Origin of the sequence: Mesorhizobium sp. C416B (assembly GCF_030323165.1) — a bacterium.
In the GTDB taxonomy this organism is placed as follows: domain Bacteria; phylum Pseudomonadota; class Alphaproteobacteria; order Rhizobiales; family Rhizobiaceae; genus Mesorhizobium.
Map to the genome: position 1 here is coordinate 1,157,089 of NZ_CP100471.1, position 26,278 is coordinate 1,183,366.

Below are 26,278 nucleotides of genomic sequence, written 5' to 3' on the forward strand. Positions count from 1 at the left end.
GTTGCCGCGCTTCGTAAGCCTCGCGGTCGCTACTCTTCCCAGTCTCCCCAGATACCCACCTTCCCACTTGCAAGTCAAAAGTTTTTCCAGTGGAATTAATTAATCAGAGATAGTCGGGTGACTCGCCCACGCGATCACGCCTTGGCGATCAGCGACTGGACGGCTTTGGCCAATTCCGTGCCGAGCACGCGATGCGCGTCGCTGTCGAGGTGAATGCCGTCTACCGCGCTCGATTCGACGACGTCGCCGGCGTTGAAGAAGGCGGCGCCGGCGCGCCGGGCCGCATCGCGGAACAGGCCGGCAAAGTGCATCGACTTTGAAGCGCCGCCCAGGAACATCTGGCCGAACCAGTCGACCTCCAGCATCGGCGGCGGCGCAACAATCAGGACCGCGGGCGCCACGCCTGCGGGGCCAGCTTCGCTGCGCAGCACAATTCTGGCCAAGATCTCAATAGAATCAGCGACATCATTCGGCGTTACCGAGAACCTATGCTTGAGATCGTTGGTGCCGAGCATAAGGACAACGAGGTCGAGCGGCATATGCGTTTCCAGGCACACTGGGAGCGATTTGAGCCCGTTCTTGTGGAGACCTTCGATCGGATCGTCGTGCACGGTGGTGCGCCCGCCCTGCCCTTCTTCGATCACATCCCATCCGCTGCCGAGCTGGCGGCGCATGATGCCCGGCCAGCGCCGGTCGGGCGTGAAGCGGTGCCGTCCGACCCGGGCCAGGGTGGGAATGGCGCCATAGGTATTGGAATCGCCAAAGCACATGATGGTCCGGGTCTGCGTCACGGCATTGCTCCTCCAGGCCTGCATACTTTGAACGACAGCAGGCCGGCCGGCGTCAACTACATTTTTCCATCGGGTGGATTTAAGTGTTGCCTTGCCATGCCCGCATTGCTACGTCAGCGCTTTGATCGGCTCGCCTTGCGGCCAAACTCCTTGCGCAGGGGAAAGCGTGACCGGAACCAGCTTCTTCAGTCTCGAAAAGATCGCCGAGGGCCGCAGCGGCGGAACCACGCAGGCCGAGAGCCGCATCTACAACGAACGCCTGATCGTCTCGCTCATCCGCCGGCACGGGCAGCTGGCCAAGACCGATTTGACGCGGCTGACCGGGCTGGCCGCGCAAACCATCACCACCATCGTCAACCGCGCCGCCGACAACAAGCTGCTGCTGCGCCTGGAGCCTTTGCGCGGACGGCTGGGGCAACCCTCGGTTCCCTATGCGTTGAACCCGAAAGCCGCGTACGCCTTCGGCCTCAAGGTCGACCATCGCAGCGCCGATGTCGCCCTGGTCAATTTCGTCGGCGACGTGATGGCGTTCGAACGCACACTGTTCGACTACCCGACGCCCGTCGAGGTGATGAAATTCGCCAAGGGCGCCATCGCGCGCATGTGCCGCAAGCACAGATCGATAGAGCAAGACCGCATCGCGGGTCTTGGCATCGCCTCGCCATTCCATCAGTGGAACCTGAGCGAAGAGGGCGCGGTGCCGGCGAGCAGGCTGGATGCCTGGAGGGAAATCGACATTCGCGCCGAACTGGACCGGGCGTTCGACTGGCCGGTGTTCCTCTACAACGACGCCACGGTGTCGGCCGCGGCCGAACTGATGTTTGGCGCCGGCGGATCGCGCGCCGACTTTCTCTATGCCTATGTCGGGCACTTCATCGGCGGCGGCCTGGTGCTCGATCATCACTTGTTCCCCGGCCGCAACAAGCTGGCCGGGGCGCTGGGCGACATGCCGGTGCCCGCGCCGGGGCGCAAGGGCGACCGGATGACCCCGTTGCTGCGCGTCGCTTCGCTGCATTCGCTGGCCGGCAAGCTCAACGACCAGGACAATGGGGACGAGGGCGCCGGCCGCATCTGGTCGTCGCCCGACGATTGGGGCGACCTTGGAGAGCCGCTCACCGCGTGGATCGATGAGGTTTCGGACGGGCTTGCCTATGCCGCCCGCAGTGCCGTTGCCTTGCTCGACATCGACAATGTGGTGATCGATGGCGCCATACCGAATGGCGTGCGCAAGGAGATCGCCAAGGCCATGCGCAGAAAGCTGGCACGGATCCTTGTCGATCGCCCCGAGCCGTTCTCCGTCATCGAGGGGACGTTTGGCCATCTCGGCCCCGTTATCGGCGGCGCCAGCATTCCGCTGCTGGTGAAATATTCGAACGACAAGGAATTGCTCTTCAAGGAATAGGCGCGCAGCCGCCGGCACCAGGCATTTCCCCAAAACAGCGAACTGTGAGACTTGTCACATACCTGCTCGTGAAGCGCGTGCTACTTGCACTCTGCGGTTGGTCAACGCCGAAAGAAATCGCCTGCCATGGTCTGGCGGTGACGGGCCTTTCACTTTATGCTGTGGCAGGTTGCATACTCTCAACGGACCTTGATGCCGCAAGCGGTGTTCTCGGCGTCAGGCCGCGACCAGGAGTTTTGTCATGCTCCGACTTTGCGGATTCATCGCGGCCTTCATCCTTGCCGGCCTCACAAGCTTCGAGGCCTTCGCCGATCGAAGGGTCGCGCTCGTCATCGGCAATTCCGATTATCGCGACACCCCGGCGCTGAAGAACCCGGCCAAGGATGCCCAGGACGTATCGGCCACGTTCCGGCTGGCGGGGTTCGAGGTTTTCGTCGCCGAGAATCTCACCAAGCAGCAGTTCGAACGCCAGTTCCGGGACTATCTGGCCGCCGCCGACGGCGCCGATCTCGCCGTCGTCTACTATTCCGGGCACGGCTTTCAGATCGGCGGCGAGAATTTCCTAATACCGGTCGACGCCTCGTTGAAGAAGGCGGCCGATATCGAGGTCCAGGCCATTAAGCTCAATGACGTGCTGGAGCAGCTGCGCTCGAAGTCGAAGATCCAGGTGATCATCCTCGATGCCTGCCGCAACAACCCCTTCCCGCGCAACAATTACTGGCTGCGCGACCAGCTTGTCACCGCCGGCAATACCGGGCTGGCGCAGGTGCGAAGCTCGCTCAACACGCTGATTGCCTTCGCCACCGAACCAGGCGCGGTCGCCTATGACGGCAGCGGCGACCTCAGCCCGTTTTCATCGGCCTTTTCGCGGCGCGCGCTGGCGCCGAACCAGGAGATCCGCACGGTCATGTCGGCGGTGCGCCGCGATGTCGTGCAGGCCACCAACGGCATGCAGGTGCCCTGGGAAAATTCCTCGCTGATCGATGACGTGGTGCTGGTGCGCCGCAACAACCGGCCTTCGCTGCCGCCAGTGCTGGAGAAGGTAGTGCTCTCGGGGGTCGGTCCTGTCGCTCTCGGCCTGCCGGAGCCGGTCGATGTCGATGGCGGCGCTATCAGCGTCAGCATCGAACGTCCGCCGGCAATGGGCCGTCTGGTGCTGGACGGCAAAGACGTCGCGGTGGGCGAACCGATCGCCGGCAAGGACCTGCCGCGCCTGCAAATGGATGTCCCCAAAGGGGCCGCCACGCAGGACGAGGTGGATATGCTGGCCTATGCCACGCATGACAATTGGGGCGGCGGGAGCCAGGGCATATTGGTGTTCCGCGTCAAGAGCGGCGAAGGTGCGGCGGGTCAGCAGATCATGGCTTCGCTCGAGGCCGAGCAGAAGCAGCAGGTGCTGGAGCGCGGCATCCACATCACCGGCGCTGCCGAAGCAATCGAGAACCGCAAGCTTGATATTCCCGTCGGCGTCGGCCCGGTCGCGCTCAATCTGGATTTCCCCACCGACGATCCGGCGGTCAGCCTGAAGGTCTCGGGGTATCCGGCAACGGGAACGCTGTCATTGCCTGATCGAACCTTGTCGCCGCAATCCAGCCTTCTGGCCGGTGAAGTCGACCATCTCCGTTACGAGCCGCAGATCGGCGCCGGCGCGCCGGTCGAGGTCGGCTTCGAAATCCGGGCCGACAGCAGCTCGGCTAAGCCCGCGACAATGAAGCTGTCGCCGACGGTCGATGCCTGCGATACCGCCGCCGGCGAGCCTCTCGACCTGCAAGGGGTGGTGCCCGGCCTGCTGCCGAACGAGATCGGCGCCGGTGCGGTGGCAGCCTGCGAGGCGGCCGTGAAAACCTATCCAGACGTCGCCCGCTTCCACTACGAGCTCGGCCGCGCCCTGCTTGCGGCAGGCCAGGTTAGAGAGGCCAGGACAGCCATCGAGGACGCCGCCAAGAAAGGCCATGTGCGCGCCGTCTTCGAACTCGGCTATCTCAACGCAACCGGAACCGGAACGACCATAGACCGCACCCAGGCCAACGCTCTCTACAAGGCTGCCGCAGACAAGGGCGATCCTTACGGCATGACCTCGTGGGGACGCGCGCTGTTCAATGGCTATGGCGTCAACCGCGATACGGCCAAGGGCCTCGACCTGCTGCTCAAGGCGGCGGCCATGGGGCACACCTATGCCATGAACGATCTTGCCGCCATCTTCACCGAGGGCCGCAACGGCGTGCCTGCCGATCCGGCCCGCGCCGTCGCCTTCCTGCAAGCGGGGGTGCAGCGCCAGGACATGTATTCGATGAACCTGCTCGGCCGCAATTACCTGGCCGGCCAGGGCATCGACAAGGATCCGAAGACGGCGCAGGCGTTGTTCCAGCAGGCCACCGATCTTGGCCAGCCCTACGCTCCGGGCAGCCTCGCCCGCATGTACAGGGACGGCGCCGGTGTGCGCCAGGACCCGGCGGAAGCGCAAAGGCTGTTCGAACTGGCGACCACGCGCGGCGATCCGTCGAGCGCCTATGATCGCGCGGCGCTTGAAATGGCGAAAGGCGACAAGGCCGATCAGGCTGTCGCGGTGCGCTTCCTGGCATTCGCCGTCGCGCTCGATCTGCGCAAGGAGCTGCCGGACGCCAAAAAGGGCCTGGCGCAGTTCGGCACCAAGCCGAAAACGGCAGCTTTGGACGCCCTGCGTCGAGAGCTCAAGTCGAAGATTCCCGCGTCCGGTTCGCTGGACACGCAACTGGTCAATGCGGCCCGGGGGGTCTGGGAAGAAGCCAATCCGCGTCGGGATTTGTTCTGAACAATAAGGAGGCCATGGTGGGCAAGGCATTCAAGCAGACATTCATCGGGCAGGCATTCATCGGGATAATTCTATCCGGCGTTCTGGCCGGGCTCATGGGCTGCACCTCGGTGTCGCCGATGTTTGAGCCGGCACCGCCGGTGAAACATCGCAAGGTGGTTCGCGTAGCACCTCAGCCAAAGGTGGTCAGATACAAGAAGGCGACCACCGGCAAAGTGGTGAAGCCGGCCGAGGAGATCCCGCAAAAGCCGCCCGTGATTCCTTCTCTCGGCGGCAGCGGAGGCGGCGGTGGGGCTGGCGGCGGCGGCGGCGGTTGGGGATGAGATCGTCGACCAAGGGCGCTGCACTCAGCGGCCCCAAAGGGTCTTGCTAAGATCCGCATGAGCCTTGGACAACGTCAAGCCGAAATCGTCCATCCCTGTCGCGGCATCGGTTGGCCAGCGGACAATTCGGCGCAGCGCTGCACGGAAAAGGCAGCGGACGAACGCTGCCAGTGCAGAGGCCACGACCGCCGCCGGATCGAGTCTGCGAGCCGCCAATGCCCGATGGGCCTGTTGTGTTTCGAGATAGCGGGCCAGCGCAATATCGTGACGCGATGGTGCGCCAAGCTCCTGCCGGTCGCGCCCGGGGTCGTCATGCCAGATGGGCCACTCGGTCGGGCCAGGGTGATGCACGGTATCCTCCTGCGAAAAGAGATCCAGTGCGAACAATCTCCTCAAGCGCCGTGAGCAACGCGTGGGAACCTGCGTGATGGAATCGTGAAAAGCGCCTCGGCGGCGGAATAAGTGTTGAAATGGAGTGAGCTTGAGCGGATCGTCGTCGCGCTGTGACCGTGGCGGATCCGATGACCGGACCTTATCTTCACCTGCTGGGTGGTTTCGACTTTGCCGGCGTCGGGGCCACGGTTCCAGCCATCAGCCGCAAGGCGCGTGCGATGGTCGCCTATCTCGCGCTGCAGTCGGGGCATTCGCAGTCGCGCGAGAAGCTGGCGACCCTGCTCTGGGGCATCAACAGCGAGGCGCAGGCGCGAATGAGCCTGCGGCAAGCGGTATCGTCTGTCAGGAAGGCCATGCAGACGTGCGGCGGCGGCCGCTTCCTCACCGATGGCAACAGCGTCGCTCTGCATCTCGACGGCCTTGATTTCGACGTCGCGCGGTTCGAGGCGCTGGTCGCCAGCCCGGCACCCGAAGACCTCGAACTGGCGCTCAATGTCTACCGCGGCGACCTGCTCGACGGCTTCGGCCTGAAGGAGGAGCCATTCGAGGACTGGCTGAGGATCGAACGCGAGCGGCTGCGGGCACTGGCCGTCGCGGCGCTCGACAGGCTCGTCGCGCATTATGCAGCGACGAACGATCCTGCCGCATGCGTGCGCGCGGCGGCGCGCCTGCTGGCCATGGACCCGTTGAGGGAGGATGTCCACCGTGCCCTGATGCGCGCCTATGCGGCGCAAGGCAGGACCAATCTCGCGCTGAAGCAATATGAGCACTGCCGCACCGCGCTTCTACGCGATCTCAAGCTGCAGCCGGAGCCGGAGACGCGGCAATTGTTCGAGACGCTGCGCACACGCCGCACAATGGCGCCGGCACGGCCACCCACGACTGATGCGGATGACGCTACCGGCTTCAGCCACGAACTCGCAGCCCCCCCGACCCACTATGTCAAATCGGCCGGGATCAACATCGCGTATCAGGTGACCGGCGACGGTCCGGTCGACCTGATCCATGTGCCGGGATGGGTCTCCAACCTCGACCACGCCTGGGGCTCGCCGCGGCTTTCGCATGTGCACCGGCGGCTCGGCACTTTCTCGCGCCTAATCCGCATGGACAAGCGCGGCACCGGGCTCTCGGACCGCAATGTCGGTCTGCCGACCCTGGAAGAGCGGATGGAAGATGTGCGGGCAGTGCTGGATGCGGTTGGCTCAAAGCGCACGGTGCTTTTCGGCAGCTCCGAGGGCGGCCCGATGTGCATGCTGTTCGCGGCGACCTATCCCGAGCGCACAGCGGCACTCGTGCTCAATGGGGCCTACGCCCGCGGCAGGTGGTCACAAGACTATCCGTGGGCGAAGACAAGCGAGCAGGTGGAAGAGGATCTGGCGATCGTCGAGAAAGAATGGGGAGCGGCGGCGGATATGAGCAACGCGGCGCCCAGTCTGATGAGCGACACGTTCGAGACAGAATGGTTCGCCGCCTATCTCAGGAATTCTGCCTCGCCCGCCGACGCGATCGCCCTGTGGCGCTGGGGAGCCGAAATCGATGTTCGCGACATTCTGCCTGCTGTCCATGTTCCGACACTGATCATGCAGACGACTGGCGACGGCTGGGTGAAGCGGGAAGAAGGACGTTACCTGGCGACGCACATCGAGGGCGCCCGATACATTGAGTTCGCCGGCCGCGACCACGTCATCTGGGGCGAGAATTCCGATCGGATCGTCGACGAGATCCAGGCTTTCGTCACCGGCGCCTTGCCGGCGGCCCCAGGCGAACGGCTGCTTGTGTCGGTGCTGTCCCTCGATATGACGGGCTCGCCTTTCGGCATCGACCCGGCCGAGCGGCACGCCGAAGCGCTCCGTGGCGAACTCCTCGCGGCCGAAGGCAGAGAGATCAGGCGATCGGACGGCAAGGTGCTCGCGGTGTTCCAGCGGCCAACGCGGTCGATCCAGTGCGCGATCGCCATCCGCGATCGCTTGCGGCAATCCGGTGTCGAGGTCCGCTCGGCGGTGCATATCGGCGAGTGCGAGCAGCGGGGCCATCAATTTTCAGGCGCGGCGATCGAACTGTCATCGCGTCTGCTTGACCATGCGCGGCCGGGCGAAATCATCGCATCAAGGACGGTGCGCGATCTCGTGGTCGGCTCCGGCCTGCGGTTCGAGAAGCGTGGCGAAATGGCGGCAAGCGGGCTGCCCGGCGCGTTTCCGTTCTATGCGGTCGATGGTTCGGCTTGAGCCGCTAGGTCACCTCTTCCCTGCCCCGAACCGCAGCCCGTCCATCAGCAGCTTGACCAGCCGGCGCGAGCGGTCGCGCCAGTCCTTGGTGTCGGGGGCCGAGTAGATGCCGCCGAGTGCATGCAGCACATCGGAGGCGTCGACGTCGCTGCGGATCGAGCCTTCGGCCACTGCCGCCTCGACCAGTTGCCGCAAGGCCAGCGACACCCGGCCCGACATGTCGGAGAACACGGCGGAATTCGTGTTGAACAGGATGCGCAGGCTGGCCGCCAGGCCGCGCTTGGTGGCGATGTAGTCGACGAAGCGCTGCATCCATTGCTCCAGCGCCACATCGGCCGAATGGTGGCTGGCGAGGTCATCGGCAGCCGCGCAGAGCGCCTCGACTTCACGCCGATAGACCACTTCGACCAGATGCTCGCGGGTTGGAAAATGCCGGTAGAGCGTGCCGATACCGACGCCCGCCTGGCGCGCGATCTCCTCCAGCGAGGCATCGACGCCGTGCTCGGCAAAGGCCGCTGCCGCGACCTCGACCAGCCGGTCGCGGTTGCGCTGCGCATCGGCGCGCAGCGGCCTTGGCGCTGCGGCTTCGCGCTTCTCGTCGGCAATTGCTTGCGACTGCTCGGTCAATTTTTTCTCCACTGTCGATATATGGGGGATTGAACCCAAAGGGGTAAGCCCCCAGCTAGATAAACGGAGGCGCCTCCGTTTTAGTGGAGCAGTCTTATCATATAATCAGGGGAGCCGGTATGTCACGTGTTGAGATTGTGAAGACTGAAGCATCCCCTGCCCGCTGGAGAGTCGGGGCGGCAGAGCTGTCAATCTCCCCCCTCGTGGGGGAGATGTCCGGCAGGACAGAGGGGGGCCCTGTCCCGCCAGCCTATCGAGGCCTGACTGGCGCCTCCTCGGCCAAGATTCGTTTCGACGCATGTAAATCGGGAACGTCGCATTCCTTCGCGCCCCCCTCTGCCCTGCCGGGCATCTCCCCCACAAGGGGGGAGATTAGGCGCACCGTCGCCTCTTCCCTTGTCCTCTCCCACTCGGACGCCATCTCAATCCCCTAGCGTCAAGCAACTGGAGCCAGACGCCTCATGACCGACCAAACCAAATCCACCACTATCCCAATCCGTCTCACCATCAACGGACACAGTCACGAACTGCAGGTCGAGCCGCGCGTCACGCTGCTCGATGCATTGCGTGATCGCCTCGACCTGACCGGCACCAAGAAGGGTTGCGACCAGGGCCAGTGCGGCGCCTGCACGGTGCATGTCGACGGCCAGCGCGTGCTGTCCTGCCTGACGCTTGCAGCACAGGTCGAAGGCCGCGAGATCACCACCATCGAAGGATTGGCCGGCGATGACGGCACGCTCAACGCGGTTCAGGCTGCTTTCCTCGACCAGGATGCTTTCCAGTGCGGCTACTGCACGCCGGGACAGATCATGTCGGCGGTCGCCTGCATCCGCGAGGGCCATGCCGGCTCGGATGACGAGATCCGCGAATACATGGCGGGCAATCTGTGCCGCTGCGGCGCCTATCCGCACATCGTTGCCGCCGTGCGCCAGGCGGCACTGGAGGTCGCGTCATGAGGGATTTTTCCTACGTTCGCGCCCATAGCATCGACGCCGCACGCCAAGCTGCCGCCCTGCCCGGCGCCATGCTGCTTGCCGGCGGCACGACGCTGGTCGATCTCGCCAAATGCGGCGTTGCCGAACCCGACAGCCTTGTCGACATCACCCATCTCAAAGGGCTCGACGCCATCAAGGTCGACGCTGACAGTGCCATCATCGGCGCGCTGGCCAAGATGAGCCACGTCGCCGACCATGCCGAGATCAAGAGCCGCTTTCCCGCGGTCTCCGAAGCGCTGTGGCAGGCGGCTTCCGCGCAACTGCGCAACATGGCGACCATCGGCGGCAATCTGATGCAGCGCACGCGCTGCCCCTATTTCCGCGATCCCGCGAATTTTTCCGCCTGCAACAAGCGCTCGGCCGGCAGCGGCTGCTCGGCGATCGGCGGCGTCACCCGCGGCCATGCCGTGCTCGGCACCAGCGACGCCTGCATCGCCATGTATCCCGGCGATCTCGCCACCGCGCTGGTCGCCTTCGACGCCGTGGTTCATCTTGGCGAACGCCAGGTTGCCGTCGACGACTTCTTTCTCCTGCCCGGCGCCACGCCCGACAGGGAACATGCCATCCAACCGGGCGAGATGATCACGGCCATCAGCATCCCGGCTTCAGCCGCCGCCCGGCGGTCGACCTATCTCAAGGTTCGCGACCGGCAGTCCTATGAGTTCGCGGCTGCAAGCGCCGCGGTCGGCATCGACTTCGAAGCCGATGGCCGCACCATTCGCGACCTGCGCGTCGCGCTGGGCGGCGTCGCGACGAAGCCGTGGCGGGCGCACGCCGTGGAAGCGGCGTTGAAGGGCAAGGTGCCCAGCGAAGACAGGGTGCGGGCCGCCAGCTTGCTCGCCGTGGAAGGCGCCGTCGACCACGGCGCCAACCACTACAAGATCGAACTGGCGCCGCGCGTCGTCGCCCGCGCGATCCTCAAGACGGGAGCCATGGCATGACCATTCACGACCCAAGAACTCGGCACGGCGACGCTTCGGACGGCACTGCCGATCAGGTTGGCGGGCGGCTGTCGCGCGTCGACGGCCCGGCCAAGATTACCGGTGCGGCAAAATATGCCGTCGAGCAGCAGCTCGACGGGCTAACCTACGGCGTCCTGGTCGAAAGCACGATCGCATCAGGCAAGGTGCGCTCGATCGACACGTCAGCCGCCGAGGCGGCACCTGGTGTGCTCAAGGTGCTGACGCCGGACACCATCATGCCGCTGAAGACTGCATCGGACTGGTTCGGCACACCGCCGCCGGACAAGCCCTACTGCCCGCTGGCGCGCGATATCACCTTTTCGGGCCAGCATGTCGCCGCGGTCATCGCGGAGACCTTCGAGCAGGCCGTTGCGGCCGCAGCCCTGGTCAAGGTCAGCTATGACGAGACGCCGGCCATCGTCGACCTCAGCGACGCCAAGGCGGGCGACGGCATTCCGATCGCCGCCATGACCAAGGAATGGGGCGATGCGCAGGCCGCTTTCGCCGCTGCCCCGGTGCGCGTCTGCGGCGCCTATAACACGCCGCGCGAATACCAGGCGCCGATGGAGCCGCATGGCCTCATCGCCCGCTGGGAGGGCGACAAGCTCACCGTGTGGGAACCGAGCCAGTGGCTCGACGGCATGGCCCGCACCTATGCCGAATGGTTCGGCGTGCCGTTCGAGAATGTGCGCCTGGTCTCGCCCTATATTGGCGGCGGCTTCGGCTCCAAGGCGCTGGCGCTCGGCCATGGCGCGGTGGCTGCTGCCGCAGCCAAGATGCTGGGACGTCCGGTGCGGGTCGTGATGACGCGGCCGCAGACTTTTACCGGCTATGGCGGCCGCGCCGCGACCCGCCAGACGGTGACGATCGGCGCCGACCGTGACGGAAAGATCCAGTCGATCGTGCATCGCGGCGTCAATGAAACGTCGATCGACGGCATGTGGGTCGAGCCTTTGGGCGTGGTCACCTCGATCATGTATGCGACGCCCAACTTCTCCTCGAAGCAGAATGTCGTGCGGGTGAATTCGGTGGTGCCTGGCGCCATGCGCGCGCCGGGCGAAAACCCTAGCGCCTTCGGCATCGAAAGCGCCATTGACGAGCTCGCCTATGAGGTCGGCATCGATCCGCTGGAGATCCGGCTGAGGAATTACGCCGAGCAGGATCCGCACGCAAAAAAGGCTTGGTCGACGCGGCAGTTGCGCGAGGCTTTCGCGGCTGGCGCCGAACGCTTCGGCTGGGCCCAGCGCACGCCCAAACCGCGTTCGATGCGCAACGGCAACCAGCTGATCGGCTGGGGCGTCGCCGCCGGCACCTATCCCGTGCGGCGCGCTTACGGCGAGGCCATCGTGCGTATCCTTGCCAACGGCTCGGTCGAGGTCGAAAGCTCCTCGATCGACATGGGCCAGGGCACCTACACGATCCTGGCGCAGACGGCGGCCGAAACGGTCGGCGTGGCGGCCGACCATGTCGTGGTGAAGCTCGGTGATTCCCGGTATCCCCGCGCCGGCGTAGCCGGCGGGTCGCGGCTGGCCGGCGTGATGACGGGCGCGGTCTACAAGGCGGCGACATCGGCGCTCGACCAGCTTGTCGGGCTGGCGATCAGCGATCCGCGCTCGCCCTTCCACGCGCTGCAGGCCAACACGCTGGTCGTCGCCAATGGCCGCATCAGGTCGCCGCGCGGCGATGGTCCCGATGTCTCGATCGCCGACCTGCTGGCCAGCGTCGGCCGCGACCGCATCGAGGCCACAGGCGACACCATGCCGGCGAACTCGACGGCCGAGGATCGCTACAAGAACTACACCACCATCGCGGCGGCGCTGCCGCACACCGAGGGCGACTATTCGCGCCACTCCTGGTGCGCGCATTTCATCGAGGTGCGCGTCGACGAGGATTTCGGCACGGTGCGCGTGTCGCGCGTGGTATCGGCACTGGATTCCGGCCGGCTCTACAACCCCAAGCTGGCCGAAAGCCAGTGGAAGGGCGGCATCATCATGGGCATCGGCCAGGCGCTGCTTGAAGAAGGCATTGTCGACCGCAGGCATGGCCGCATCGTCAACAACAATCTCGGCGACTATCTGGTGCCGACCAATGCCGACATCCCCGATATCGAGGTCATCTCGGTCGGCATTCCCGACCTGCACTCCTCTGTGCTCGGCGGCAAGGGTGTCGGCGAACTGGCCATCGTCGGCGTAGCGCCGGCGATCGCCAACGCGGTGTTCCACGCAACTGGAAAAAGGATACGCGACCTCCCGATCACGCTGGAGAAGTTGATCTAGGAAGCGGCGTGCGTAATCTCCCCCCTCGAGGGGGAGATGTCGCCGAAGGCGACAGAGGGGGTCCCCTCTCGTAGATCGCCAACCTCCTTCCGCCGCAGTAGGTCGAGCCCGGTCGGACCACCCCCTCGGCCCTGCCGGGCATCTCCCCCTCAAGGGGGGAGATTGGCAGCTCGCGCGCCTCGGCTACCAGTCGAGCTTGAACGCAAGTTTGCCGAAATGCTGCCCGCCTGCCGACATGTGCGCGTAGGCTTCGGCCGCCTGCTCCTGGCTGAACACCTTGTCGACGACGGGGTCGATGCGGGCGGCGGCGATGGCGCGGACGGCGGCGCGAAGGTCAGATACCGACCCGGTGTTGTTGCCGACCACCTTCAGCGCCTTGATGATGATCGGCAGCAGGTCGACCGTGGCCTCGGCGCCGGTGACGAAACCGATGGTGAACAGCGTGCCGCCAGGCGCGGTGGCGTTGACGGCGCGGGCGAAGGTGGCGGTGCCGGCGGTCTCGACGACGAGGTCGGCGCCGAGGCCGCCGGTCAGTTCCAGCACCTTGCCGTCCCAGTCGGGCGTTGCGCGGTAGTTGATGAGATGATCGGCGCCGAGTGCCTTCGCCCGCTCCAGCTTCTCGTCCGACGAAGAAGTGATGATGACGGTGGCGCCGGCGGCTTTCGCCAGCTGAAGGGTGAAGATGGAGACGCCGCCGGTGCCGAGCAGCACGACGACCGAGCCCGGCCCGACATCGGCGGCGCGGACGGCGTTCCAGGCGGTGGTCGCGGCGATCGGCAGGGTCGACGCCGCCTCGAAAGAGAGACGGGCCGGTACCGGCACGAGCGAGTTGGCCGGCAGCGCGACATATTCGGCGAGCGACCCCGGCAGCGAAATTCCGCGCATCTGCGTCATCTCGTTAGGCCGGGGCGGACCGCCGATCCAGCGCGGCTTGGCATGGGCAACGACGCGATCGCCGACGGCGAAATCCGTAACGCCCTCCCCCAGCGCGACGATCTCGCCGGCGCCGTCGGCGACGGGAATGAGCGGAAAGCCGGGCACGCGATAATTGCCGCTGGCCACCGCCACATCGACGAAATTCAGGCTCGCGGCGCGCTGGCGGATCAGCACTTCGCCGCGCTGCGGTTCAGGCGTGGCAATGGTGGTGGCGCGAAAGGCGTCCAGCTTGGCGGCGGTCAGTTCGATGGCTTTCATGGCTCACGCATTCCTGTTTAAGGGGTCAATCGTCAGGATTGAGTGAAGCTATCTGCTGCGCTACAAGCAGATAATCTGGAATTTTTACATTTGAATCCTGTGCTTTATGCAGCAATCACACGACCCCGCCAGCCTTGCCGAAATGGCCGCCTTTGCGGCCATCACGGAAGCGCGCTCCTTCACCAAGGCAGCGTTGCGCGTCGGGCGCGACTCGACGGTTCTGTCACGCCGCCTGCAATCGCTGGAGGAGCGGCTCGGCGTGCGGCTGCTGCACCGGACCACCCGAAGCGTGTCGTTGACGGAGGCCGGAGCGGAGTTCCTGGTGCGTGTCCGCGCCATCCTGGCCTCGGTAGACGAAGCTGAGGCTGCTGCTTCCGCGCATGCCAGCGGGGCTCCGCGGGGCTTGCTGCGGCTGGCGATGCCGGGAACCTTTGGCCGTATGTGGATCGGGCCGCTGCTGCCGCAATTTCTAGCGACGTTCCCGGATGTCCGCATCGAGGCCGAGTTCTCCAACCGGTTCGTCGATCTCGTTGCAGAGAACTTCGATGTCGCCGTCCGTCTCGGCGCGCTGGAGGACTCGCGCCTGGTGGCGCGCAAGATCGCGACACGGCGGCGGTTGCTGTGCGCTGCTCCCTCCTACCTCGCCCGCCGGGGCACGCCGGAAGCGCCGGAAGCGCTCACAGAACACGCCTGCCTCGGCTTCTCCGGCTTCCAGACCTTTCCAACCTGGGAGATGACCGACAGTTCGGGACGCCGCGTCAACGTCGACGTCTCGGGGCCGATGGTGTGCGACGATGCCGAGGTGCTGGTCGAAGCCGCGGTGCAAGGCCTCGGCCTGATGATGAGCACCGACTGGCTTGTCGGACGCGAACTCGCCGACGGACGGCTGGTGCCGGTGCTGGCGGACTGGACGCTGGCCGACGAAGGCGCGGTCTATGTCGTCATGCCCTCGGCCAAGGGACAAGCCGCCAAGACACGCGCCTTCGCCGAGTGGATCGGCAAGCGCTTCGCGCCGGAGCCGCCCTGGACGTCGAGGCCGGTCTCAAAGGCTTGATCAATGGGGCGCGCCGGGGGCTAAGACGGCATATGCCGCTGTCACCAGGCCTTTTGTCCTGTATGATCTCGTTGAATGTAGCTTGGGAGGGGATCATGCAAAGTGCATTGGCGAAGTTCATGATGGCAGGTTCCGTTCTGGCCGCGCTGCAAGCCGCGCAGCCGGCTTTTGCCGCATCCTGCAACTGGAGCGCCAAGATGGAAGAAGACGAAGGCGGCAGCGTGCTGACGGCTTCGGTGTGCGGCGGACCGAAGGCCGATGCGCATCTGATGCTCGTCTGTTTCGACAAGCCGGTGCTGAGCTACGATCTGGGTGCGGCCGGCCAGCAGCTGGAACCCGGCATCAGCGCTTCCTTCACCTTCAAGGGCGGTGACAAGAGCGTGACCAAAAAGCTCGACCTCGAGGCCATGTATAATTACTTCACGGCTGAGCTGAGCAAAGACGATCCACTGCTCGGCCTGTTGCGCGGCAAGGGCGACGTCACGGTTACGGCCGACAAATATGGCGAGAACAGCTTTCCGCTGACGGGCTCGAGCGCTGCGATCGGTAAGGTGCTGGCGCAGTGCGGCAAAAGTTCGGCCGGCGAAGCGGACTGAAGCTCCCTACTTTCGACCACGCAGCTTGGTCCCGCGCCTCCATCAGGGCAAAGCCAAGCAGGTTCTCGCCGCGCCCGGTTTGCCGTTTCGCTCATCGACGGGGGCACGGGTTTGGAGGCGGCAATATGCGGCCTGAGTTTTCAACGCGAGCTGCGCTTTCCCTCCGGTGTCGCCACCAGCGAGGCGGCGGCGGCATTGGCCGTGGCGATCGCCGCTTCCATCGGATGGCCACGGGCGAGGCCTGCCGCGAAGGCGCCGACGAATTCGTCGCCGGCGCCATGGGTGCTGACGACCTTGACCGGGACGGCCGCCAGTGCGAAGGCCGCGCCGGTCCGGTCGCAATAGGCGACACCTTCGCCGCCGGCGGTGACGATCGCCGAGGGGTAGGCATCGATCAGCCGCCGCGCGGCTTCGGTTGCGCCGGCGAGCGTATCGACGACCGGAACGCCGGCCAAAAATTCCGCTTCGATGGCGTTGACGATGACGATGTCTATCAGCGCGGTCAATTCGGCCGACAGTGTTCGCGCCGGTGCGGCGTTGAGCACGACGCGGCCTCCGGATGCCCTCACCGCGCGCGCGGCAGCGATGTTGGCGGCATCGGGCACTTCGTTCTGCAGCAACAGCACTGCCGTCTGTACCACCACCTCGCCCGCAGCCGCGATGTCATCACTGCCCAGGGTGAGATTGCTGCCGGAGACGATCACCGCACCATAGTCGCCATCGCTGTCGAAGATCGCCACGCTGATGCCGGAGCCTGCGCCTGCCGCCACGCGCACGAAGCGGCGATCAACGCCGGCGCGATCGAGATTGGCCAGCAGCGCCGTGCCGAAATCGTCGTCGCCGACGGCGCCGATCATCGCCGCACGCACGCCGGCGCGTGCCGCCGAGACCGCCTGGTTGCCGCCCTTGCCGCCGCATTTCGGCTGCCAGGCATGGCCGGTCACCGTCTCGCCCTTGCGCGGACGGTCGGGCGCGTCGACCATGATGTCGTAGTGCAGGCTGCCGAAGACGGTGACCAGCGGAACCGTCATGTGCCCCGGTCTTTTCGTTTCGAGGTGACCGCCGACATGGTGCGGCCGAGATTGCGCTCCGCCGCCTGGTAGTCGCGCTGCGCCACCGCCACGAACAAAGCGTCGAGGATGTTGAGTTGCGCGATGCGCGCCGCTGCGTTTTCGCCCATCAGCGGCGAGCCTTGCGCGGTCGAGCACAGCACGATGTCGGCAATCCGGGCCAGCGGCGAGTTGTCGTAGTTGGTGATGGCCAGCGTGCGGGCGCCGCTCTTGCGGGCAAGATGGATGGCGTCGATGACGGCCGACGTGTTGCCGGAATGCGAAAAGCCGACGGCGATGTCGTCGGCGCCGAGCAGCGAGGCCGACATCAGCATCATGTGCGAGTCGTCATAGACAGACGCGCGGATGCCGATGCGCAGGAATTTGTGCGAGACGTCGCGGGCGATCTGGGCGGAGCCGCCGACACCATAGAAATCGCGGTTCCTGGCGCGGTAGAGCAGATCGGCGGCACGGTCGAAATCGTCCATGTCGAGGATCGCGAGCGTCTCCTCCAGCGCCTGGATCGAGGTGCGGAACACTTTCTGCACGATCTCGGCCAAGCTGTCGTCGACCGACAGTTCCTGGTGCATCTCGGCGGTCGGGAGGCGGCTGTATTCATAGACGGCGGTGCGGAAGTCGCGGTAGCCGGAGAAGCCGAGTTTCTTGGCGATCTTGACCACCATCGCCTCCGACACGCCGGCCTCCTCGGCGATCTGCTTGAGCGGAATGGTCTCGTCGAAACCGCGCCGGCCGAAGACGGTTTCCACCACCTTGGCCTCAAGCGGGGTGAGATGCGGCATCATCATGCGGATGCGCGGCCCCACGGCTTTCAGATCGAGATTGCTCAACGTCATCCACGTCCCCTCGTCACGACCCGAGCATGGCTTCCTGGACGATAGCCTGCGACGTCACGGCGTCCTGGCTGTCCATGGCGGCGGACAGGCGGTTATCCTTCTCCAGCCGGTCGACAACGCGCAGCAGGCGCTTGACGGTGGCGATGTTGACTTCGCATTCGCGCACCGGATCGAGCCCGGTCATGTCGGGGAAGGTGTCGAAGTAGATGGCGCCGGCGTAGCCGTCGCGGCGGATCTGGCGCAGCAGTTCGATGGTCTGCAGCGTGTGCACCGCGCCGACCATCAGGCCGTCGTCGCGCTTGGCATAGCCATCGTTGAGATGGACGCCGAGCAGCTTGCTGTGGCGAGCGATCAGCGCCGCGGCGAAGGCCGGCTGTTCGTCGGCATAGAGCACATGGGCGAAATCGAGCGTGACGCCGAGATTGGGTAGGCCGACCTCGCGGATCGCCAGCAAGGTGGTCGCCGCATCCGGCATCAGCGAGTAGGAGCGCGGTTCGTTAGGCTTGTACTCCAGGCTGATCTGGCAGCCGGGATCATGCGCGGCAACTTCACGAATCCCCTCGATTTCGTGCTGCCAGAGCGTCGCATAGTCAGTTTGAAATGCATAGTCGAAGCCATCCTGGCCCAGCCACAGCGTCATCAGACTGGCGCCGGCCGCGCGCACCGCATCGATACCGGCCTTGGTCAAGTCGATGGCTTCGCGGCGCACCGCTGGGTCCGGATTGGTGAAGGCGCCGAGCTTGAAGGCCGGATTGGAGTAGTAACGCATGGCAAAGCCATTGATGGAAAGCCCGAGATCGCCGAGCCTTCGGGGGATTTCAGCCGGCTTTTCACTGAGATGGTCGGGGAAATTAAGATCAAGATCGGTCAGCCCGTCGACCTTGGCCGCGCGGGCTGCCATCTGCAGCATGGACGGCTTGCCGGTGAGATCAGGCCATTCGGCTTGCGGCCGCGAGGCGAAGGAATTCAGGCGGGTGGCGAAGCGACTGTTTGTCATGATCGACCTTTCAGTGATTTACTTCACACAAATACGAATATTTGTAAAGTTCTCATTTGCGAGACGGTTTGTAGCGCGCAACATCCTGCTTGGCCGAGATCTTCGGCTCCGCCTCAGCATCCATTTCGGGAGTTTCGAGTCCCGCAACGGTGCGGATACTGGTGCGAGCCCTTGCGCCCTGCCTGCCGATTGACCAATCTGGCCGACACTGTCATGAGCCGCGGTTGGGGGATCGCACATGCCAACGCTTTATCAACTGAAACCGGCCTTTCAGGCCAGGCTGCGGCCGTTGGCCGACCGGCTGGCCGATGCCGGCGTCACCGCCAACCAGATCACGCTTCTCGCCGCAGCACTGTCCATCGCCACAGGCCTGGTGGTCACTGCCTTTGCCCTCCGTCCCCTGGTGTTCCTGTTGATGCCGGTGGTGCTGTTTGTGCGCATGGCGCTCAACGCCGTTGACGGGATGCTGGCCAGGGAACATGGACAAGCATCAAAACTCGGCATGTATCTCAACGAACTCTGCGACGTCGTCTCGGACCTAGCGCTGATCCTGGCCTTTGCCACCTTGTTCCCGGCCTGGGGTGTCGTCGCCTTCGCTATTACCGCCATGCTGGTCGAGTTCGCCGGCGTGCTTGGCGTTGCCGCAGGCAGCGGGCGCAACTATGCCGGGCCGTTCGGCAAGAGCGACCGGGCCCTGGCGCTCGGCGTCATCGCCTTCCTCATCGCCTGCGGCCTGTGGTTCCAAGCGATTGTGCCCTTTGTGTTTCCGGTCATGGCTACACTGTCAGTCGTAACCGCCATCAACCGGATACGCGGCGGCCTTAGAGCGGGCGGCGCATGATGCCAAAGCGTCAGGCGCCCGACCGCCAGAGGGAAACCATGATCCACCAGACCATTGCAGCCGGAGCACCGGCAAGCCTCGAGCGCATCGCGCTGGAGCGCACGTTCAAGAGCCATGACGGCACCGAGATCTTCTACCGCTACTGGCCGGCCGCCGGGTCGACGCCAAAGGGTGCGATCCTTCTGTTCCATCGCGGCCACGAGCATGGCGGCCGCATGGCGCATCTGGTCGACGAACTCGCCATGCCCGACCATGCCTTCTACGCCTGGGACGTGCGCGGCAATGGCCGCTCGGCCGGCGAGCGCGGCTATGCGCCATCCTTTGCCGCCCTGGTTCGTGACATCGACTGCCTGGTGCGTGAGATCGGCCGGGATGGTTTTGGCCAGCGCGACATCGCGCTGATCGCGCAGTCGTTCGGCGCCGTGCTGGCTGCTGCCTGGGTGCATGACTATGCGCCCGACATCCGCGCGCTGGTGGTGGCTTCACCGGCCTTTTCGGTCAAGCTCTACGTGCCCTTCGCCAAAGAGGGCATTGCGCTGTGGCAGAAGCTCAAGGGCCGCTTCTTCGTCAATTCCTACGTCAAGGCGAAGTTCCTGACGCATGATGCCGAGCGCATCGCTTCCTTCGACGCCGATCCGCTGATCACGCGACCGATCGCCTCCAACATCCTGGTCGAGCTTTACGACCACGCTGCCCGCATCGTCTCGGACGCGCGCGCCATCACCGTGCCGACGCAGCTCTTGATCTCCGGCAGCGATTGGGTGGTGCGGCATGGACCGCAGCACGAGTTCTTCGTCAATCTCGGCAGCAGCGCCAAGGAGCGGCATGTGCTGCCCGGCTTCTTCCACGACACGCTGGGCGAGCGCGATCGCAAGCAGGCGCTGGACCTGATCCGGCCATTCCTCGAAAAGCAATTTGCCACGCCGGAGAAAACCATCGACTTGCTTCAGGCCGACCGCGCCGGCTACACCCGCGACGAGGCCGAGAGGCTGGCCTCGCCGCTGGCGCTGCTGTCGCCAAAGGGTATCTACTGGGCGATAAGCCGCGCCTCGATCGGCATCGGCGCCTGGCTGTCTTCGGGCATGAAGATTGGCATCGCCACCGGCTTCGATTCCGGCTCGACGCTCGACTATGTCTACGAGAACGACGCGCGCGGCATCGGCTTCATCGGCCGCATGATCGACCGCACCTTCCTCGACGCCATCGGCTGGCGCGGCATCCGCCAGCGCAAGCTGCATCTGGAAGAGCTGATCGGCAACGCCGCCGCCAGCCTGAAGGCAGCCGGCCGTCCCGTCCACATGCTCGACATCGCCGCCGGTCACGGCCGCTATGTGCTCGATGCCGTCGCCAAATGCACTGAACCACCAGCAAGCGTGCGGCTGCAGGATTATTCCGAGCTCAATGTCGGGTTGGGTTCGAAGCTGATCGCCGAGCGGCGTCTGCCGACCAGCGTCAGCTTCCACCAGGCCGACGCCTTCGATGCCGACATGCTGGCCGGGCAAAAGCCGGCGCCGGACCTCGCCATCGTCTCCGGGCTTTACGAATTGTTCGCCGACAACACGATGATTTCCCGCTCGCTCGGCGGGCTGGCCAGCGCCATGCAACCCGGCAGCCTGCTCGTCTACACCAACCAGCCATGGCATCCGCAGCTGGAGATGATCGCGCGCAGCCTGACCTCGCATCGCGGCGGACAGGCCTGGGTGATGCGGCGGCGCACGCAAGGCGAGATGGACCAGTTGGTGACGGCTGCCGGTTTCGCAAAGATCGACCAGCGCATCGACCAATGGGGCATCTTCACCGTCTCGGTCGCACGGCGCGTCTGAGACCATGGCCCTGCCTGTCGCTGACCCTGCCCCGGCGCGGGAACCCTATTTGGGCATCGTGCTGAGGGCAGCCCTTTGGCTGGCGCTGCTGGCGCCATTCTTCTATTCGACCTATGGCTTTGCCAACTGGCTGGCGTCGCGGCGCGACCATGTCGGCAGCATCGTGTTTGCCTGGGAATACGCCATCCCGTTCGTCGCCTGGACGATCGTGCCCTATTGGTCGATCAATCTGTTCTACGGCCTATCGCTGCTGCTCAACACGACCAGGCGCGGCGTCGACCGGCTCGCCGGCCGCTATCTCTCGGCGCAGATCATTGCCGTCGCCTGCTTCATCGCGTTCCCGCTGACGGCGACCTTCGTGCGGCCGGAAACCACCGGCCTGCCGGGTTTCCTGTTTGCGGTGCTCGGTGGTTTCGACAAGCCGTTCAACCAAGCGCCATCCCTGCACATCGCACTCCTGGTGATCATCTGGGACCATTGGCGTCACGTTCTGGCACGTCACCGTCTCGGCGGCATTCTCCGCCCGGTCTGGCACGTCTGGTGTTTTCTCATCGGCGCCTCGGTGCTGACGACCTGGCAGCATCATTTCATCGACATTCCGACCGGCGCCCTGCTCGGCCTGTTTGCGCTGTGGCTGTTTCCGTCCAAGGGCGAGCTGCCATTCTGGGGTTTTCGGTTGACCGCCGACCCAAGGGCGCGGCGGCTGGCGGGTTATTACGGGCTGGGGGCGGCCCTTGCCCTGGCCGGCGCTGCCGAGGGCGCGTTGGTCTCCGCCGATTTTCTCATCCTGTTGTGGCCGGCATTGGCGCTGGCCATCGTCGCCTTCGGCTATGCTGGGGCCGGCGCCAAAGTGTTCCAGAAGGCAGCCGATGGTAGCGTCTCACTGGCCAACCGTATCCTGCTCCTGCCCTACCGGCTTGGCGCCCGGATCAATGTGTGGGTATGGACCCGCCAACTGGCGCCGCAAGCGGAGATCACCGACGGTGTTTTCCTCGGCCGGTTTCCGAGTGCCGACGAGGCCAACCGCTTCGGCACAGTGATCGACCTTGCCGGCGAGATGGAACGGCCGCGCGGCGTGACCTGCCGCTGGATCAGCTACGCGATGCTCGACCTCGTGGCGCCGCCTCACGACAGGCTGGAGCGAGCGGTGGCGGCAATCGAGCTGGCGCGCCGGCGCGGCACCGTCCTGGTCTGCTGCGCGCTCGGCTTCCAGCGCAGTGCAGCCGTCGTCGCCGACTGGCTGGTGGTGACGGGGCGCTCGTACACAGCTGCACAGGCGCGCAAGAAACTCGCCGCGTCGGGCAGGCCCGTGCACCTTCAGATCGGGCTGGATGAACCGGGGCTGGAAGAACCGACATGAGTTGGCCGGCATGAGTGGCGACAATTTTCCCGAGAAGGCCGAAATATTCGCCGCCGGGCTGATGGTGCAGGCGGTGTGGCCGATCCTGCTGGTGGTCGCGGCTGTGATGGCAGCGCCGGTCATCGGCCTGGTGGCCGGACCGCAGACGACAGCGCTGTCGGCGGCGGCCTGGCTGGTCGCGGCGGCGAGCGCCGTGGCCACGCTGGCTCTTTCGGCCTTGCTTTTGTTCGATGCGCTGCTGTTCCGGCTGATGGCAAGCCACGCCAGCGAGGCCGCCGGGGGTGCCGCGGTCGACGATGTGCTGTCGCGCATGCGCCTGAAATCCACCACTGCCGGCGGCCGCTCGCTCGACCATCGCATGGCAGGCACGCGCCGCCTGCTGACAAGGCAGCGCATGGCGCTCGCCATGTTTGCTGCGGCATCCCTTTTCGCAGCATTTGTTTGAGCCATGACAAAACTTCACCTGCGCGCCAACACCTTCACCTTGCTGCAGACGGTGACGTCGGTCGGCCTGTCGGCGGCGGCCTGGGTGGTAACCGGCGTCAGACCAATCTGGAACGGCAGCCAGCCGTCGGAGCGGCAGCGCATCTACTTCGCCAACCATGCCAGCCATGGTGATTTCATCCTACTGTCGGCCTGTCTGAGTGAGAAGGTGCGCGCCCGGACCCATGCGATCGCGGCGGCCGAATATTGGGGCAAGTCGCGGCTGCGCCGCTTCATCGCGCAGGACATGCTGTCGTCCGTGCTCATCCACCGGCAGTGGACCGACGAAACGCAACACCCGATCTCGATCATGCTGTCGGTGCTCGACGACGGCCACTCGCTGATCCTGTTTCCCGAAGGCACTCGCAACACGACGGAGGCGGATCTGCTGCCGTTCCGCTCCGGCCTCTACAATCTGTCGATGGCGCGGCCCGATGTCGAACTCATCCCGTGCTGGATCGAGAACATGTCGCGCGTGCTGCCCAAGGGCCAGTTCCTGCCGGTGCCGCTTCTGTGCCGCGTCGTCTTTGGTCCGCCGGTGGCGATCGCGCCCGGCGAAGAACGCCGCACCTTCCTCGAGCGCGCGCGCCAGACGCTGCTGTCGCTCAACCCGCGTCCGGATCGAGACGACTGATGCCACTCACGCTTCCACCGATGCATGAAACCGTCATCCTGCTGGCCGGCCTTGTCTGCGTGCTGACCACGGCGAGCGTCATTGCCGGCATCCTGTCGTGGCGGGCGCCGAAGCCGTTGCCCTCGACGCTCGTCAACTTGAACCAGCGCGTCAACGCCTGGTGGGTGATGGTGCTGGCGATCACCGTCGCCTTCTTCTTCGGCCGCACCGGCATGACCATCCTGTTTGCGCTGATCTCGTTTGCCGCGCTGCGCGAGTTCGTGACGCTGACGCACAGCCGGCGCAGCGACCACTGGGTGCTGCTCGGCATGTTCGGCATCATCATTCCCTTCCAGTACTGGCTGGTGTGGACCGCCTGGTACGGGCTGTTCACTATCTTCATCCCCGTCTACTGCTTCCTCTTGATGCCGGCGATCACCGCGCTCAACGGCGACACCGAGCGCTTCCTCGAGCGCGTGTCCGCGCAGCAATGGGCGGTCATGATCTCGGTCTACTGCGTCAGCCATGTGCCGGCGCTGCTGACGCTCAACGTGCCCGGTTTCGAGGGCCGCAACCTCCTGCTCATCGCCTTCCTGATCATCACCGTGCAAGGCAGCGACGTGCTGCAATACATTTTCGGCAAGCTGTTCGGCCGGCATTTTTTGTCGCCGTCCGTTTCGCCATCAAAGACTTGGGAAGGGCTGATCGGCGGGCTGGTGTCATCGAGCCTGCTCGGCGCGCTGCTGTCGTTCCTGACGCCGTTCTCGCCGCTCGCGGCGGCAGGCGTCGCCTTCATCGCCTGCCTGATGGGGTTCCTCGGCGGGCTGGTGGCGTCGGCGATCAAGCGCGACCAGGGCGTCAAGGACTGGGGTCACCTGATCGAGGGTCACGGCGGCATGATGGACCGCGCCGACAGCCTGGTCTTCGCCGCACCGGTGTTCTTCCACATCGTCCGCTATTTCTGGACGTGAGCTAAGCCGTTCAATCGCGGATGGCGCGGCCTGCCTGCTGCAGCAATTCGAAGGCGGCGAAGCGCTTGTCGTGCCAGGGCACGAGGTCGCCACCGGCCGGGCGATAGATGTCGCCGATGCGCGACATGCCGGTCATCGCCGCGATCACATCGGGAAATTTTTGCGCCGCCACCGCAGCCAATATGGCTGAGCCGAGCAGCACCGGTTCGGGCGAGGTCGAACCGGCGACGGTCAGGCCTGTGGTGTCGGCCAAAAGCTGACGTACCAGCTCGCTTTGCGCCGCACCGCCGCTGACGACGATAGTGTCGATGGCAATGCCTTTTTTGGCCATCGCCGCCAGGATCTGGCGAACGCCGTAGCCGATGCCCAGCAGGCCGGCGACATAGAGCGCGACCAGACTGTCGAGGGACGTGTCCATGCCAAGCCCGGCGATCAGGGCCTTGGACTCGGGATCGGCGAAGGGCGAGCGGTTGCCGAGGAATTCCGGCACGACATGCAGTCCATCGGCTAGGTGCGCTACTGCGGACAGGTCGGCGGACTGTTTCGCCGCCTGCTGACCAAGCCAAGCGGTCAGGCCGAGACCTTCCGCCTTGGCTTTTGCGGATGCCTCAGCCGTGGCCGGATGGAAAGCGACGAGGTGGTCGATTGCAGCACCCGCCGCCGATTGCCCGCCTTCATTGAGCCAAAGCCCCGGCACCATCGAGGAAAAATACGGACCCCAGACGCCGGGCACGAAGGCCGGCTCGCTGGTGCTGGCCATGGTGCAGGCCGAAGTGCCGAACACATAGGCCATGCGCGACTGCAAGGTGCCGACCGAGCCCTGCCCACCAACCGTGCCGACGCCGCCGGCATGGGCATCGATCAGACCGGCCGCAACCGGCGTTCCCGGCAGCAGGCCGAGATTAGTCGCGGCGGCCCCAGTCAGGCCTTGGGCAAGCGCGGTGCCGCCCTCGACGATCTCGGTGCCGATGCGGGCAAAGCCTTCATCGGCGAGTGCGCCGAGGCCGATGGCACGGAAATAGGCATCGTCCCAGCGCCGCTCATGACCGAGATAGGTCCATTTGCAGGTCAGCGTGCAGATCGAGCGCGCCAGGCTGCCGGTTGAGCGCCAGGTCAGATAGTCAGTCAGGTCGAAGAAATGCTCGGCCGCATCGAAGGTGGCGGGCAGGTTCTCGCGCAGCCACAGCAGCTTCGGCGTTTCCATTTCCGGCGAGATGGTGCCGCCGACATAGTCGAGCACGGCGTGCTTGCCGGCATTGATGCGCTGCGCCTGGTCGAGCGCGCGGTGGTCCATCCAGACGATGATGTTGCGCTGGCTGTCGCCGGAGCCGCCGACCGCCAGCGGCGCACCGTCCTGGCCGACCACGACCAGCGAACAGGTGGCGTCGAAGCCAATGCCGGCAATGTCGCGCCCGGCGAGCCCCGACTTGGTCACGGCTTCACGCACGCTGGCGCACACCGCGCGCCAGATATCCTCGCTCGACTGCTCGGCGATCTCACCGGGTTCGATAAACAGTGCGATGTCACGCTTCGCCGAGGCGAGCATGGTGCCCTTGCTGTCGAACACCCCTGCCCTGGCGCTGCCAGTGCCGACATCAATGCCGAGGAAGTGGGACATGGGGAACCTCAGAAGTTAGGCAGTAGGCAGTAGGCAGTAG

Annotated in this window: 23 protein-coding genes; 15 read left to right on the forward strand and 8 right to left on the reverse strand. The window is 65.2% G+C overall.

The annotated features are described in order from the left end of the window. Positions 1–134 precede the first annotated feature (134 nt). The gene (locus NLY43_RS05885; protein ID WP_245269856.1) at positions 135–791 is read right to left on the reverse strand and encodes an SGNH/GDSL hydrolase family protein; all 657 of its coding nucleotides are present in this window, start codon (positions 789–791) and stop codon (positions 135–137) included. A gap of 166 nt (positions 792–957) precedes the next feature. On the opposite strand from NLY43_RS05885, the gene NLY43_RS05890 reads away from it, so the two are divergent. The 3 genes from NLY43_RS05890 to NLY43_RS05900 all read left to right on the forward strand — a co-directional run bounded on the left by NLY43_RS05890 (position 958) and on the right by NLY43_RS05900 (position 5,307). Continuing rightward, on the forward strand, positions 958–2,193 hold the full coding sequence (locus NLY43_RS05890) for an ROK family protein (protein ID WP_023712510.1): 1,236 nt from the start codon (positions 958–960) through the stop codon (positions 2,191–2,193). Positions 2,194–2,434: 241 nt separating this feature from the next. Further along, positions 2,435–4,984 carry a caspase family protein gene (locus NLY43_RS05895; protein ID WP_023712509.1) on the forward strand — a complete coding sequence of 850 codons (2,550 nt, stop codon included), beginning with the start codon at positions 2,435–2,437 and terminating at the stop codon, positions 4,982–4,984. A gap of 14 nt (positions 4,985–4,998) precedes the next feature. Further along, positions 4,999–5,307, forward strand: a complete 309-nt coding sequence (locus NLY43_RS05900; RefSeq protein ID WP_023685481.1) for a hypothetical protein — start codon at positions 4,999–5,001, stop codon at positions 5,305–5,307. Between the two features lie 24 nt (positions 5,308–5,331). Here the strand turns inward: NLY43_RS05900 and NLY43_RS05905 are convergent, their stop codons facing one another. Continuing rightward, on the reverse strand, positions 5,332–5,694 hold the full coding sequence (locus tag NLY43_RS05905) for a hypothetical protein (RefSeq protein ID WP_023685480.1): 363 nt from the start codon (positions 5,692–5,694) through the stop codon (positions 5,332–5,334). A gap of 134 nt (positions 5,695–5,828) precedes the next feature. Here NLY43_RS05905 and NLY43_RS05910 point away from each other — a divergent pair, with 134 nt between their 5' ends. Beyond that, positions 5,829–7,925, forward strand: a complete 2,097-nt coding sequence (locus tag NLY43_RS05910; RefSeq protein WP_023705137.1) for an alpha/beta fold hydrolase — start codon at positions 5,829–5,831, stop codon at positions 7,923–7,925. Between the two features lie 9 nt (positions 7,926–7,934). Here NLY43_RS05910 and NLY43_RS05915 read toward each other — a convergent pair whose 3' ends face one another. Further along, complete coding sequence (locus tag NLY43_RS05915; protein ID WP_023712508.1) at positions 7,935–8,552, reverse strand: TetR/AcrR family transcriptional regulator; 618 nt, start codon at positions 8,550–8,552, stop codon at positions 7,935–7,937. A gap of 461 nt (positions 8,553–9,013) precedes the next feature. Between NLY43_RS05915 and NLY43_RS05920 the strand changes: the two genes are divergently transcribed. The 3 genes from NLY43_RS05920 to NLY43_RS05930 are packed head-to-tail and all read left to right on the forward strand — an operon-like array spanning position 9,014 to position 12,785. Beyond that, positions 9,014–9,508 (forward strand): (2Fe-2S)-binding protein, encoded by a 495-nt coding sequence (locus NLY43_RS05920; RefSeq protein WP_023712507.1) that lies wholly within the window; start codon positions 9,014–9,016, stop codon positions 9,506–9,508. Then, positions 9,505–10,488 carry an FAD binding domain-containing protein gene (locus tag NLY43_RS05925; RefSeq protein WP_023712506.1) on the forward strand — a complete coding sequence of 328 codons (984 nt, stop codon included), beginning with the start codon at positions 9,505–9,507 and terminating at the stop codon, positions 10,486–10,488. The genes NLY43_RS05920 and NLY43_RS05925 overlap by 4 nt, the downstream gene beginning before the upstream one ends. Further along, the gene (locus NLY43_RS05930; RefSeq protein ID WP_023712505.1) at positions 10,485–12,785 is read left to right on the forward strand and encodes a xanthine dehydrogenase family protein molybdopterin-binding subunit; all 2,301 of its coding nucleotides are present in this window, start codon (positions 10,485–10,487) and stop codon (positions 12,783–12,785) included. Before NLY43_RS05925 ends, NLY43_RS05930 begins: the two co-directional genes overlap by 4 nt. 183 nt (positions 12,786–12,968) lie before the next feature. Here the strand turns inward: NLY43_RS05930 and NLY43_RS05935 are convergent, their stop codons facing one another. Then, positions 12,969–13,979, reverse strand: a complete 1,011-nt coding sequence (locus NLY43_RS05935) for a zinc-dependent alcohol dehydrogenase family protein (RefSeq protein ID WP_023712504.1) — start codon at positions 13,977–13,979, stop codon at positions 12,969–12,971. Positions 13,980–14,085: 106 nt separating this feature from the next. Between NLY43_RS05935 and NLY43_RS05940 the strand changes: the two genes are divergently transcribed. Together NLY43_RS05940 and NLY43_RS05945 are read left to right on the forward strand one after the other, a co-directional pair. After that, positions 14,086–15,033, forward strand: a complete 948-nt coding sequence (locus NLY43_RS05940) for a LysR family transcriptional regulator (protein ID WP_023688979.1) — start codon at positions 14,086–14,088, stop codon at positions 15,031–15,033. A gap of 95 nt (positions 15,034–15,128) precedes the next feature. Then, entirely contained in the window at positions 15,129–15,629 is a 501-nt protein-coding gene (locus NLY43_RS05945; RefSeq protein ID WP_023713519.1) for a hypothetical protein, read from the forward strand. 140 nt (positions 15,630–15,769) lie between these two features. Here the strand turns inward: NLY43_RS05945 and NLY43_RS05950 are convergent, their stop codons facing one another. From NLY43_RS05950 to NLY43_RS05960, 3 genes are read right to left on the reverse strand one after another with little or no spacing between them, the layout of a single operon-like run. Continuing rightward, complete coding sequence (locus NLY43_RS05950; RefSeq protein ID WP_023695490.1) at positions 15,770–16,660, reverse strand: ribokinase; 891 nt, start codon at positions 16,658–16,660, stop codon at positions 15,770–15,772. After that, the gene (locus tag NLY43_RS05955; protein WP_023695491.1) at positions 16,657–17,532 is read right to left on the reverse strand and encodes a MurR/RpiR family transcriptional regulator; all 876 of its coding nucleotides are present in this window, start codon (positions 17,530–17,532) and stop codon (positions 16,657–16,659) included. Before NLY43_RS05955 ends, NLY43_RS05950 begins: the two co-directional genes overlap by 4 nt. A 13-nt stretch (positions 17,533–17,545) precedes the next feature. Continuing rightward, positions 17,546–18,529, reverse strand: coding sequence for a sugar phosphate isomerase/epimerase family protein (locus NLY43_RS05960; RefSeq protein WP_023712503.1), 984 nt, complete (start codon positions 18,527–18,529; stop codon positions 17,546–17,548). Positions 18,530–18,767: 238 nt separating this feature from the next. Here NLY43_RS05960 and NLY43_RS05965 point away from each other — a divergent pair, with 238 nt between their 5' ends. Genes NLY43_RS05965 through NLY43_RS05990 form a run of 6 tightly spaced genes read left to right on the forward strand, consistent with a single transcriptional unit; the run spans position 18,768 to position 24,620 of the window. Then, entirely contained in the window at positions 18,768–19,370 is a 603-nt protein-coding gene (locus tag NLY43_RS05965; protein ID WP_023712502.1) for a CDP-alcohol phosphatidyltransferase family protein, read from the forward strand. Between the two features lie 41 nt (positions 19,371–19,411). Further along, a complete protein-coding gene (locus NLY43_RS05970; RefSeq protein ID WP_031199626.1) occupies positions 19,412–21,193 on the forward strand; it encodes a bifunctional alpha/beta hydrolase/class I SAM-dependent methyltransferase in 1,782 nt (593 codons plus the stop codon). A 4-nt stretch (positions 21,194–21,197) separates the two neighbouring features. Further along, positions 21,198–22,553: a phosphatase PAP2/dual specificity phosphatase family protein gene (locus NLY43_RS05975; protein ID WP_023712500.1), complete on the forward strand. Its 1,356-nt coding sequence runs from the start codon at positions 21,198–21,200 to the stop codon at positions 22,551–22,553. A 10-nt stretch (positions 22,554–22,563) separates the two neighbouring features. Next, on the forward strand, positions 22,564–22,998 hold the full coding sequence (locus NLY43_RS05980) for a hypothetical protein (RefSeq protein WP_031199625.1): 435 nt from the start codon (positions 22,564–22,566) through the stop codon (positions 22,996–22,998). A 3-nt stretch (positions 22,999–23,001) separates the two neighbouring features. Further along, complete coding sequence (locus NLY43_RS05985; protein WP_023685463.1) at positions 23,002–23,670, forward strand: lysophospholipid acyltransferase family protein; 669 nt, start codon at positions 23,002–23,004, stop codon at positions 23,668–23,670. Between the two features lie 20 nt (positions 23,671–23,690). Next, entirely contained in the window at positions 23,691–24,620 is a 930-nt protein-coding gene (locus NLY43_RS05990) for a phosphatidate cytidylyltransferase (protein ID WP_023713517.1), read from the forward strand. 10 nt (positions 24,621–24,630) lie between these two features. Here the strand turns inward: NLY43_RS05990 and NLY43_RS05995 are convergent, their stop codons facing one another. Further along, positions 24,631–26,238: an FGGY-family carbohydrate kinase gene (locus NLY43_RS05995; protein WP_023712497.1), complete on the reverse strand. Its 1,608-nt coding sequence runs from the start codon at positions 26,236–26,238 to the stop codon at positions 24,631–24,633. Positions 26,239–26,278 lie beyond the last annotated feature (40 nt).

Coding starts and splice junctions, on each gene's coding strand:
- NLY43_RS05895 (WP_023712509.1), top strand. CDS start 2,435: ATGCTCCGACTTTGCGGATTCATCGCGGCCTTCATCCTTGCCGGCCTC.
- NLY43_RS05900 (WP_023685481.1), top strand. CDS start 4,999: ATGGTGGGCAAGGCATTCAAGCAGACATTCATCGGGCAGGCATTCATC.
- NLY43_RS05910 (WP_023705137.1), top strand. CDS start 5,829: ATGACCGGACCTTATCTTCACCTGCTGGGTGGTTTCGACTTTGCCGGC.
- NLY43_RS05920 (WP_023712507.1), top strand. CDS start 9,014: ATGACCGACCAAACCAAATCCACCACTATCCCAATCCGTCTCACCATC.
- NLY43_RS05925 (WP_023712506.1), top strand. CDS start 9,505: ATGAGGGATTTTTCCTACGTTCGCGCCCATAGCATCGACGCCGCACGC.
- NLY43_RS05930 (WP_023712505.1), top strand. CDS start 10,485: ATGACCATTCACGACCCAAGAACTCGGCACGGCGACGCTTCGGACGGC.
- NLY43_RS05935 (WP_023712504.1), bottom strand. CDS start 13,979: ATGAAAGCCATCGAACTGACCGCCGCCAAGCTGGACGCCTTTCGCGCC.
- NLY43_RS05940 (WP_023688979.1), top strand. CDS start 14,086: ATGCAGCAATCACACGACCCCGCCAGCCTTGCCGAAATGGCCGCCTTT.
- NLY43_RS05945 (WP_023713519.1), top strand. CDS start 15,129: ATGCAAAGTGCATTGGCGAAGTTCATGATGGCAGGTTCCGTTCTGGCC.
- NLY43_RS05950 (WP_023695490.1), bottom strand. CDS start 16,660: ATGACGGTTCCGCTGGTCACCGTCTTCGGCAGCCTGCACTACGACATC.
- NLY43_RS05955 (WP_023695491.1), bottom strand. CDS start 17,532: ATGACGTTGAGCAATCTCGATCTGAAAGCCGTGGGGCCGCGCATCCGC.
- NLY43_RS05960 (WP_023712503.1), bottom strand. CDS start 18,529: ATGACAAACAGTCGCTTCGCCACCCGCCTGAATTCCTTCGCCTCGCGG.
- NLY43_RS05965 (WP_023712502.1), top strand. CDS start 18,768: ATGCCAACGCTTTATCAACTGAAACCGGCCTTTCAGGCCAGGCTGCGG.
- NLY43_RS05975 (WP_023712500.1), top strand. CDS start 21,198: ATGGCCCTGCCTGTCGCTGACCCTGCCCCGGCGCGGGAACCCTATTTG.
- NLY43_RS05980 (WP_031199625.1), top strand. CDS start 22,564: ATGAGTGGCGACAATTTTCCCGAGAAGGCCGAAATATTCGCCGCCGGG.
- NLY43_RS05985 (WP_023685463.1), top strand. CDS start 23,002: ATGACAAAACTTCACCTGCGCGCCAACACCTTCACCTTGCTGCAGACG.
- NLY43_RS05990 (WP_023713517.1), top strand. CDS start 23,691: ATGCATGAAACCGTCATCCTGCTGGCCGGCCTTGTCTGCGTGCTGACC.
- NLY43_RS05995 (WP_023712497.1), bottom strand. CDS start 26,238: ATGTCCCACTTCCTCGGCATTGATGTCGGCACTGGCAGCGCCAGGGCA.